This is a genomic window from Rhodococcus sp. NPDC003348 (genome assembly GCF_053589375.1).
In genome coordinates, this window is record NZ_JBSFRT010000059.1 from 20,814 (window position 1) to 30,249 (window position 9,436).

At 68.7% G+C, this 9,436-nt stretch carries 10 protein-coding genes; 3 read left to right on the top strand and 7 right to left on the bottom strand.

The features are described 5' to 3' along the window. Nucleotides 1-55: 55 nt before the first annotated feature. Genes ACWDU4_RS26220 through echA20 form a run of 4 tightly spaced genes read right to left on the bottom strand, consistent with a single transcriptional unit; the run spans nucleotide 56 to nucleotide 3,541 of the window. The gene (locus tag ACWDU4_RS26220) at nucleotides 56-1,123 is read right to left on the bottom strand and encodes an NAD(P)H-dependent flavin oxidoreductase (protein ID WP_450116877.1); all 1,068 of its coding nucleotides are present in this window, start codon (nucleotides 1,121-1,123) and stop codon (nucleotides 56-58) included. Further along, on the bottom strand, nucleotides 1,120-1,869 hold the full coding sequence (locus ACWDU4_RS26225) for a CoA-transferase subunit beta (protein ID WP_450116878.1): 750 nt from the start codon (nucleotides 1,867-1,869) through the stop codon (nucleotides 1,120-1,122). The genes ACWDU4_RS26220 and ACWDU4_RS26225 overlap by 4 nt, the downstream gene beginning before the upstream one ends. After that, nucleotides 1,866-2,756 (bottom strand): CoA transferase subunit A, encoded by an 891-nt coding sequence (locus tag ACWDU4_RS26230; protein WP_050063664.1) that lies wholly within the window; start codon nucleotides 2,754-2,756, stop codon nucleotides 1,866-1,868. Before ACWDU4_RS26230 ends, ACWDU4_RS26225 begins: the two co-directional genes overlap by 4 nt. Beyond that, nucleotides 2,756-3,541, bottom strand: a complete 786-nt coding sequence (echA20, locus tag ACWDU4_RS26235) for a (7aS)-7a-methyl-1,5-dioxo-2,3,5,6,7,7a-hexahydro-1H-indene-carboxyl-CoA hydrolase (RefSeq protein WP_450116879.1) — start codon at nucleotides 3,539-3,541, stop codon at nucleotides 2,756-2,758. The genes ACWDU4_RS26230 and echA20 overlap by 1 nt, the downstream gene beginning before the upstream one ends. Before the next feature lie 161 nt (nucleotides 3,542-3,702). On the opposite strand from echA20, the gene ACWDU4_RS26240 reads away from it, so the two are divergent. Together ACWDU4_RS26240 and ACWDU4_RS26245 are read left to right on the top strand one after the other, a co-directional pair. Beyond that, nucleotides 3,703-4,482, top strand: coding sequence for an SDR family oxidoreductase (locus ACWDU4_RS26240; protein WP_450116880.1), 780 nt, complete (start codon nucleotides 3,703-3,705; stop codon nucleotides 4,480-4,482). Then, nucleotides 4,479-5,393: an SDR family oxidoreductase gene (locus ACWDU4_RS26245; RefSeq protein ID WP_450116881.1), complete on the top strand. Its 915-nt coding sequence runs from the start codon at nucleotides 4,479-4,481 to the stop codon at nucleotides 5,391-5,393. The genes ACWDU4_RS26240 and ACWDU4_RS26245 overlap by 4 nt, the downstream gene beginning before the upstream one ends. Before the next feature lie 66 nt (nucleotides 5,394-5,459). Here ACWDU4_RS26245 and ACWDU4_RS26250 read toward each other — a convergent pair whose 3' ends face one another. The 3 genes from ACWDU4_RS26250 to ACWDU4_RS26260 all read right to left on the bottom strand — a co-directional run bounded on the left by ACWDU4_RS26250 (nucleotide 5,460) and on the right by ACWDU4_RS26260 (nucleotide 7,849). Next, nucleotides 5,460-6,134: a GNAT family N-acetyltransferase gene (locus ACWDU4_RS26250; protein ID WP_450116882.1), complete on the bottom strand. Its 675-nt coding sequence runs from the start codon at nucleotides 6,132-6,134 to the stop codon at nucleotides 5,460-5,462. A 76-nt stretch (nucleotides 6,135-6,210) separates the two neighbouring features. Then, nucleotides 6,211-6,675: a nitroreductase family deazaflavin-dependent oxidoreductase gene (locus tag ACWDU4_RS26255; RefSeq protein ID WP_450116883.1), complete on the bottom strand. Its 465-nt coding sequence runs from the start codon at nucleotides 6,673-6,675 to the stop codon at nucleotides 6,211-6,213. Between the two features lie 7 nt (nucleotides 6,676-6,682). Next, the gene (locus ACWDU4_RS26260) at nucleotides 6,683-7,849 is read right to left on the bottom strand and encodes a steroid 3-ketoacyl-CoA thiolase (protein WP_450116884.1); all 1,167 of its coding nucleotides are present in this window, start codon (nucleotides 7,847-7,849) and stop codon (nucleotides 6,683-6,685) included. 163 nt (nucleotides 7,850-8,012) lie between these two features. On the opposite strand from ACWDU4_RS26260, the gene ACWDU4_RS26265 reads away from it, so the two are divergent. Next, on the top strand, nucleotides 8,013-9,275 hold the full coding sequence (locus tag ACWDU4_RS26265) for a cytochrome P450 (RefSeq protein WP_450116885.1): 1,263 nt from the start codon (nucleotides 8,013-8,015) through the stop codon (nucleotides 9,273-9,275). Nucleotides 9,276-9,436: the final 161 nt, after the last annotated feature.

The following is a 9,436-nucleotide window of genomic DNA, read 5'->3' on the forward strand; positions in this document are numbered from 1 at the left end:
CGGTTCAACCGGACGAAGGTGCCCTTCGGTCAGCAGCGGTGGGGTGGTGCCCCGATCACGCCTTCAGCGCGCCGAGGGCGTCGATGCGCTTGACCGCGTCGGTGACGATACGGTCGATCAGCTCCTGGCAGCTGGGCAGGTCGTCGATCATGCCGACCACCTGACCGGATGCCAGCACGCCCGCCTCGGTGTTGCCCTCGACCAGGCCGGCCTTGAGCAGCATCGGGGTGTTGGCGGCCATGATGATCTGTTGCCAGGTCCGGTCGCCGGACTTCTTCATCGCCAGCCCGTCCTTGACGAGCGTCGACCACTTCATGCCCGTCATCGACTTGAACTTCATCGCGTTCTTGCCGGCGGCGACGAGTCCCTTTGCGTAGCTGGACTTCTCGAGTGCGTTCACCAGGTCGGTGTTGAGCACGCGGTGCGGCATGCCGTCGACCTTCACGGACACGGTGGTGTCGGTCAGGCCGCGCTGGAGGTACTGCTGCTTGACCGAGTCCGGCACCGCCGAGTCACTGGTGAGCAGGAAGCGGGTGCCCATCGCGACACCGGCCGCGCCGTACGACAGCGCCGCCGCGAGGCCGCGGCCGTCGAAGAAGCCGCCGCCGGCGATCACCGGGATGTCGACGGCGTCGAGGACGGACGGCAGCAGCAGCGTCGTCGCGACACCGCCGGTGTGCCCGCCGCCCTCGCCGCCCTGCACGACCACCGCGTCGGCGCCCCACGAGGCGACCTTGACGGCGTGCTTGGCGGCACCGATCGAGGGGACCACGACGATGCCGTTGTCCTTGAGCTTGGCGATCAGGTCCTTCTTCGGCGCCAGCGCGAACGAGGCGACCTTGACGCCCTCGCGGATCAGCAGGTCGCACCGCTGCCCGGCGTCCGACGCGTCGGCGCGCATGTTGACGCCGAACGGCTTGTCGGTGAGCTGCTTGGTCTTCTTGATCGCCGCCTCGAGCTCGTCGTAGGTCATCGTCGCCGAGGCGAGGATGCCCAGTCCGCCGGCATTGCAGGTGGCCGCGGTCAGGCGCGGGCCGGACACCCAGCCCATGCCGGTCTGCACGATCGGGTGCTCGATGCCGACCAGCTCGGTGAGCGGGGTGCGGAGAACCTGCGGGCTCACGCCGACACCTCGCGGTCGCGGAAGTTCTTCGGGTCGATCACCTCTCGGATGATGCGCAGCTCCTCGGCGGTCGGCTCGCGGGTGACACCCGCCTCGGCGAGCCCGGCCACCTCGAAGGAGGTGTTCTCGGCGACCTCGTCGGCGGTGACGCCGGGGTGCAGGGTGACGGCACGGAAGGTGCGGCCGGGACCCTGGAAGTCGAACACGCCGAGGTTGGTGATCACCTGGTAGTTGTTCAGGAAGCGGAACGCCGGGTTCTCCGGGTCCACCTTGTCGTAGCCGACACCGCACACCACGTCGACCTTGTCGGCGAAGACGCGGGTGGAGTGCTTGCCGACCCAGTAGCTGGTGGCGTGGTTGATGGAGTTGCCGGGGGCGCCGCGCAGGCCGAACATCTGGCGGGTCGGCTTGTCGAGCGGGCCGAACGCGGAGAGGTTCTGGTTGCCGAACTTGTCGATCTGGTTGGCGCCCATCACCACGTGGCGACGACCCGATGCGACCACGTCGAAGACCTTCGAGAACGGGATGTAGCCCTCGATCGGCGCGGAGGCGCCGATGGCCGGGGCCTCGGCGAGGATCAGGGCCTCACCGTCGGTGATGATCAGGTCCGGCTCGGAGGTGAGCTTGGCCAGCCGGGCACCGATGAGCGACATCGTCGACATGGGCGAGGCGAAGATCTCGCCTGCATCGGCGAACAGATCGGCGCACGCGATGGCGCAGTACTCGGCGCGGGTTACCTCGGTCATGCGTTCTGCTCCTCTGCGAACTTGCGCACGGCGGCCTGGTAGTCGTCCTCGCTGCCGGACAGGTAGGTGTCGGCGAAGGCCTGCCACGCCTCGGGGGTCTTGGCGGCCTCGGCGTAGTGGCGCTGGAACTTCTCGTCGCGCTTGTACCCGCCGGCGAAGGTGAAGTGGGCTCCGTTCGGGGCCTCGGTGACGGTGTCGACCATCGCGCGGTTCAGGATCAGGGCCTGGTTCGGGACGGACTTGACGAGTTCCTCGGTCGAGACGATCTTGTCGACGCTGAGGATGCGCTGCTCGGCCGCGAGGCAGAACAGGTCGTCGAAGTACGGGTCGACGCCGGTGTAGGCGGCGTTGCCGCGCTCGTCGGCCAGATCCAGGTGAACCAGGGCGGCGTCGAGCTTGAACGCGGGCATCGCGATCAGGGTCTCGGTGCGTCCGTCGGCGTCCGGGTACGGGGACGCGACGGTCTTGAGCTCGTCGCCCCAGACGGTCTGCGCATCCGAACCGAGGCCGGCGCGGATCGGCATGAACGGCAGGCGCGCGGCGGCGGCCTGCAGGCCGGCCTTGACCATGCCCTCGTCCATCTCGCGGGACTCGATGGTCCCGGCGACGCGGGCCTGGGCGAACCAGGGGTCGTAGAAGGGCGCCGAGTCCAGGGACACGAAGCCGTAGTAGGCACGCTTGACCTTGCCGGCGGAGATCAGCAGACCGAGGTCCGGGCCCAGGTAGCCGACGACGGTCAGGTCCTTGACGTCGCTGCGCAGGAGGGCGCGCACGAGGGCCATGGGCTTGCGCCGGGAGCCCCAGCCGCCGATGCCGATGGTCATCCCGCTCTGGATGCCGGCGACGGCCTCGTCCAGTGAGCGGCGCTTGTCGCGCTTCTCGGCCATTAGTTGCCCTCTCCCTTGGGTGCGGTGGTGTTCGACTTCGGCTTGCCGGTGGCGACGAACTCGTCCCGGTGCTCGTCGGCGACGCCGGCCAGGTTCAGCTCGAAGGTGAAGCCCTGCTCGATCCGGTAGCTGGTGTGCACGTCCATCACGTCGATGCGGTTGATGGCTTCCTTGGCCCGGCGGATGACCCGGGTGTCCTTGGCGGCGATCTCACCGGCGATCTTCAGCGCGCAGGCGTCGAGTTCCTCGCGGGGAACGACGTCGTACACGGAACCGAAGTGCTTGAGGGTCTGGGCGTCGACGTTCTTCGCCGTGTAGTACAGCGTGCGCATCATGTGCTGGGGGACCAGGCGTGCGAGGTGCGTGGCCGCACCGAGGGCGCCGCGGTCCACCTCGGGCAGGCCGAAGATCGCGTCGTCGGACGCGACGATGACGTCCGCGTTGCCGACCAGGCCGATGCCGCCGCCGACGCAGAACCCGTTGACCGCCACCACGACCGGAACCTCGCAGTCGTAGACGGCGGAGAACGCTGCCGCGCAGCCGTGATTTGCCGCGATCAGGGCGCCGTGACCCTCGGTGGCCTGCATTTCCTTGATGTCGACGCCGGCGTTGAAGCCGCGTCCCTCGGCTCGCAGGATCACCACATGGGTGCTCATGTCCTTGCCGGCCTCGCGGATCGCGTCTGCCAGTTCGAACCATCCCGTCGAGGGGATGGCGTTCACGGGCGGGTAGTCGACGGTGACCGTGGTGATGCCGGCCCCGTCGGAAGTTGAGGTGATTCCCATCGTGTTTCCTTAGGTAGGTCGCCAAACCAAGCGATTGCTTGGTAAGTTAGCACACCTGCGGGCCGGGCTGGAGTCCGTTACCGGTGGAACGGAGGGCACCCCCGGCTCGCAGGCGAATCATCGGGCGACCGTGAGGGGGTCGCTGACAGCGGAGGTACGTGGTGGATCTGGGTCTGAGTGGCAGCGTCGTGCTCGTCACGGGTGGCGTGCGAGGTGTGGGGGCGGGCATCAGCCGCACGTTCCTGCGGGCGGGTGCGACGGTGGTGACGTGTGCCCGGCGCCCCGCGGACGAGCCGATCGAGGTGGACGGGCGTGCCGTCGACTTCATCGCCTGCGACGTCCGCGACCCCGAACAGGTGCAGGCGATGGTGGACACCATCGTCGAGCGGTACGGCCGTCTCGACGCCGTGGTCAACAACGCAGGCGGGTCGCCGTCCGCGCTGGCCTCCGAGGCGAGCCCCCGGTTCCACTCGAAGATCGTCGAGCTGAACCTGTTGTCGCCGTTGCTCGTCGCGCAGGCCGCGAACGCCGTGATGCAGGCTCAGGACGGTGGCGGCTCGATCGTGAACATCTCGAGCGTGAGTGGTTCGCGGCCGTCGCCGGGGACCGCCGCCTACGGCGCGGCCAAGGCCGGCATCGACAGCCTGTCGCAGTCCCTGGCGGTGGAGTGGGCGCCGAAGGTGCGGGTCAACTCGGTCGTCGTCGGGATGGTGGAGACGGAGCAGTCGCACCTGTTCTACGGCGACGACGCGGGTGTGGCGGCGGTCGGCGAGACCGTCCCGCTGGGCAGGCTCGCCCGCCCCGACGACATCGGGAACTGTGCAGCATTCCTGGCATCGCCGCTGGCGTCCTACGTCAGCGGCTCGACCCTGACCGTCCACGGTGGCGGTGAGCGCCCCGCCTTCCTGGCGGCGGCGGCAACAACGGAGGAGAACAAGTGAGCGGACTGGTAGACGGTCGCGTCGTCATCGTGACGGGCGCGGGCCGCGGCATCGGACGGGCGCACGCACTGGCGTTCGCGGCTGAGGGCGCGAAGGTCGTCGTCAACGACATCGGCGTCGGCAGTGACGGCACCGCCACCGGCGAGAGCCCCGGTGAGCAGGTCGTCGCCGAGATCATCGCGGCCGGCGGCCAGGCGGTCGTCAACGGCGACGACGTCGCGGACTGGGAGGGTGCCCAGAACCTGATCAAGACGGCGCTCGACACCTTCGGCGGCCTGGACGTGCTGGTCAACAACGCGGGCTTCCTGCGCGACCGGATGCTCGTCGGCATGAGCGAGGAGGAGTGGGACTCGGTGATCCGCGTGCACCTCAAGGGCCACTTCGCGCCGCTGCGTCACGCCGCCGCCTACTGGCGCGCCGAGTCCAAGGCCGGACGTCCGGTCGACGCCCGGATCATCAACACCAGCTCGGGCGCGGGCCTGCAGGGCTCCATCGGCCAGGGCAACTACGCCGCGGCCAAGGCCGGCATCGCCGAGATGACGATCCAGGCGGCCGCCGAGCTGAAGAACTACGGCGTCTCGGTCAACGCGATCGCCCCGTCCGCGCGTACCCGCATGACCGTCGGTGCCGGTGGCGCGATGGCCGAGGCGATGGCCGCTCCGGAGGAGGGCTTCGACGCGATGGCGCCGGAGAACGTCTCCCCGCTGGTCGTGTGGCTCGGCTCCGCCGAGTCGAAGGACGTCACCGGCCGCGTCTTCGAGGTCGAGGGCGGCAAGGTCACCGTCGCCGAGGGCTGGCGCCACGGACCCGCCCAGGACAAGGGCGAGCGTTGGGATCCGAAGGAACTGGGCCCGGTCGTCGCGGACCTGCTGGCGAAGGCCGAGGTGCCGACGCCCGTCTACGGCGCGTAGGCGGCTCCGCCGCCCGTGAGTCCTTTGGCCCGCTGAAGGGCCAAAGGACTCACGGGTGCGTAGCGCCTATCCGGCGGGAGTGCGAACGACGACGACGGTGCCGGGGAAGTAGGCGGCCAACTCGGTGCGCGACTGCTTGAGGGCGGCGGTGCCGTAGCCGTGCTTGCGGGACTGCGGCGCGACCCACACCGCGATGTCGACCTCCTGGCCCGTCAGTTCGCCGAACACCAGGCCGACACCGCGCGGGGCGTCGCCGCTGACGTCCTCGCACACGAACCATGCCGCCGTCTCGTCGTCGACCCGGCGCAGGCCGTCCGCGCGTTCGGCCGCCACCCGGTCCGCAGACCAGGGCTTGCCGTCGTCTCCGAACTGTTCCTCGGAGCGCAGCCGGAACAACTCGGCATCGGTGTCGCTGGCGCTGAACGGTCGCAGCCGGACCCCGCCGCCGGTCGCGGCGGGCCGCTGCTCCGGCAGCCACTTCAGCGTCGCGTCCAGGTTCTGGACCTCGTCGCGCAGCCGGTCCCGCTCGAGCCTCGTCAGGCGTCCCAGCTGAAGCCCGAGCACGATCTCCGCGTTCGCGGAGGTGGAGCCGAGCAACCCGCTGACGGCCCGTACCGCGCCCTCGTGGTCGTCACTGTCGACGATCGCGTCGAGGACCTCGTGCCGCATCTCGAGCGCCTTGAGAAGCGCCTTCGCGAGCTCGCGTCGGTCCAGGATCTGATCTTGGGGGCCGGCCGTCATGCGAATCTCTCCCTCATCCGGTTGGGCAAACAGTGCGCGATTCATCTCGCATTGTCTGCCACCTGGCGCGGAATTTCTACGAGCACACGACGACGGGGATCTTCCGATCGGTCCACGCCTGGTAGTCGTCGAACTCCGGGTACATCGCCACCAGCTTCGGCCACAGGTCGGCGTGTTCGTCGTCGTCGGCCACATGGGCCACGAGATTGTGTACCTGCGAACGGATCTGGATCGTCACGTTCGGGTCGGCCTTCAGGTTCAGGTACCACAGCGGGTTCTTCGGCTGGCCGCCCTGCGACGCGACGAGAACGATCTTCCCGCCGTCCTCGAGGAAGAGCAGCGGGCTCACGCGCGGCTCACCGGACTTGCGTCCGGTCGTCGTGAGCAGGCAGATCGGCAGCCCCGTCTTCGCGGCGCTGCCGACCCGCCACTTGCCGCCGATGCGCCCACCGGTCACCCGATACGCGACCACGTTCGACTTCGACATCCACTTGATCATCGAGCGGGTGAACTTCGTGTCGAGCAACGGTGGGCGGTTCATCGCGGCGTCAGATCCTCTCGATGATGGTGCCCGTCGCGAGCGCGCCACCGGCGCACATCGTGATCAGGGCGGTCGAGGCGTCACGACGCTCGAGCTCGTGCAGGGCGGTGGTGATCAGCCGGGAACCGGTGCTGCCGACGGGGTGGCCGAGGGCGATCGCGCCGCCGTTGACGTTGACCTTGTCCATGTCGGGACCGTGCACCTGCGCCCAGGACAGGACGACCGATGCGAAGGCCTCGTTGATCTCGAACAGGTCGAGATCGCCGATCTGCATGCCGGCCTTCTCGAGGACCTTCGTGGTGGCCTGGACGGGGCCGTCGAGGTGGTACTCGGGCTCGGCGCCGACGAGCACCTGGGAAACGATGCGGGCGCGGGGCTTGAGGCCGAGGGCGAGGGCGCGGTCGGAGTCCATCAGCAGCACCGCGGCGGCGCCGTCGGAGATCTGCGAGGAGGTGCCGGCGGTGTGGATGGCGCCCTCCATCACGGGCTTGAGTCCGGCGAGGCCCTCGGCAGTGGTCTCACGCAGGCCCTGGTCGCGGGTGACGGTCTGCCACTCGCCGGTCGGGCCGGTCTCCTTGTCGACGACCGGTGCCTTGACCGCGAGGACCTCGCGGTCGAACCGGCCCTCGTCCCAGGCCTGCTTCGCTCGGGCCTGGGACTGCACGCCCAGGACCTCGAGATCCGCGCGGGTCAGTCCGCGGCGGCGGGCGATCCGCTCGGCCGCCTCGAACTGCGCGGGCATGTCGATGTCCCACGACTCGGGGCGGCGCGGACCCGCGTGGTCGCCTGCGACGTTCGCGCCGAGCGGGACCTGGCTCATCTGCTCGACACCGCACGCGACGCCGACCTCGATGGCGCCGGTGGCGATGAGGCCGGCGATGAGGTGGTTGGCCTGCTGCGCGGAACCGCACTGGCAGTCGATGGTGGTCGCGCCGACCTGCCAGGGCAGTCCGGCGGCGAGCCATGCGGTGCGGGTGATGTTGTTGGATTGTGCGCCGACCTGGGTGACGCAGCCGCCGATGGCCTGCTCGACGAGGAGGGGGTCGATTCCGGCGCGCTCGAGCAGACCGGTCTGCACGGCACCGAGGGTGTCGGCTGCGTGCAGGCCGGACAGCCAGCCGCCGCGCCTTCCGATCGGGGTCCGGACGGCCTCGACGATTACTGGTGTGCCCACTGCGGGCTCCTTTCCATCTGTACTTCAAAAAGTAGAACAGGTTCCCCAGCGCGGCAAGGACTCTGGTGTGAGATCTTCCCTAGATCGAGGGGGTGTGCTTCAATATTATTAGAACGTGTTACAGATCACTTTGCGACATGGTTCGCGAGGGCAGGAGACAGCAGTGGCACAGCCCAACATTCCCGCGGGATTCGACTTTACGGATCCCGACATCTACGCACACCGGCTCCCGGTCGAGGAGCTCGCCGAGGTCCGCAAGACCGAGCCGGTGTACTGGGTCGAGCAGCCCGACGGTGTCGGTGGCTTCAACGACGGTGGCTACTGGTTGGTCACCCGCCATGAGGACATCCGGGACGTCTCGATGCGCAGCGACGTGTTCTCCACCTGGGAGAACACGGCGATCCCGCGCTTCGCCGACGACATTCCTCGTGAGGCAATCGAACTGCAGCGGTTCGTGCTGCTGAACAAGGACGCGCCGGAGCACACCAAGCTGCGCAAGCTGGTCTCCCGCGGCTTCACCCCCCGCGCCATCAACGGACTCAAGGACGAGCTGCAGGATCGCGCCGAGTCCATCGTGAAGGCCGCCGCCGCGGAGGGCAGCGGTGACTTCGTCACCCAGGTCGCGGCGGAGCTGCCGCTGCAGGCCATCGCCGAGCTGATCGGTGTGCCGCAGGAGGATCGCGGAAAGCTGTTCGACTGGTCCAACCAGATGACCTCCTATGACGACCCGGACAACGACATGGACCCGGCGGCCGCGTCCATGGAGGTCCTCGGTTACGCCTACCAGCTCGCCGAGGCCCGCAAGGCCAACCCCGGCGACGACATCGTCACCACGCTGATCGAGGCGGACGTCGACGGCGAGGCGCTCACCGCCGAGGAGTTCGGCTTCTTCGTGATCGTGCTCGCGGTGGCCGGCAACGAGACCACGCGCAATGCAACCACGCACGGCATGAAGGCGTTCATGGACAATCCCGAACAGTGGGAGCTGTACAAGAAGGAGCGCCCGAAGACCACCGCCGACGAGATCATCCGCTGGGCCACCCCGGTTGCCGCCTTCCAGCGCACCGCGCTCGAGGACACCGAGGTCGGCGGCGTCGCGATCAAGAAGGGTCAGCGCGTGGTGATGAACTACGTGTCGGCCAACTTCGACGAGGAGGTGTTCGAGAACCCGCACACGTTCGACATCCTCCGCGACCCGAACCCGCACCTGTCGTTCGGCGGCACCGGCGCCCACTACTGCCTCGGCGCCAACCTCGCCCGCATGGAGATCGACCTGATCTTCAACGCCATCGCGGACTTCCTGCCGGACATCGTCGAGGTCGCCAACCCGCGGCGCCTGCGTTCCGGTTGGCTCAACGGCCTCAAGGAATACCAGGTGGATTACAAGACCCAGGGCACCGGTGGGGGTTGCCCGGTCGCGCACTAGCAGCTCGATGAGGGCGAGCTGACAGGAGCGCGAAGCAGCGCCGGTGGAACCGCACGGTTCCGCCGGCGCTGCTGGCTTTCCACGGTCCGACCTCCATGGTCTGACAGGCCGGCGGACCGCGGAGACATGACGAAGGGCCGCAACCCGTTCCGGGTTGCGGC

Bases quoted from the DNA above. Each gene is read 5' to 3' on its own strand.
- ACWDU4_RS26225 (WP_450116878.1), bottom strand. From the start codon at position 1,869: ATGACCGAGGTAACCCGCGCCGAGTACTGCGCCATCGCGTGCGCCGAT.
- ACWDU4_RS26230 (WP_050063664.1), bottom strand. From the start codon at position 2,756: ATGGCCGAGAAGCGCGACAAGCGCCGCTCACTGGACGAGGCCGTCGCC.
- echA20 (WP_450116879.1), bottom strand. From the start codon at position 3,541: ATGGGAATCACCTCAACTTCCGACGGGGCCGGCATCACCACGGTCACC.
- ACWDU4_RS26250 (WP_450116882.1), bottom strand. From the start codon at position 6,134: ATGACGGCCGGCCCCCAAGATCAGATCCTGGACCGACGCGAGCTCGCG.
- ACWDU4_RS26255 (WP_450116883.1), bottom strand. From the start codon at position 6,675: ATGAACCGCCCACCGTTGCTCGACACGAAGTTCACCCGCTCGATGATC.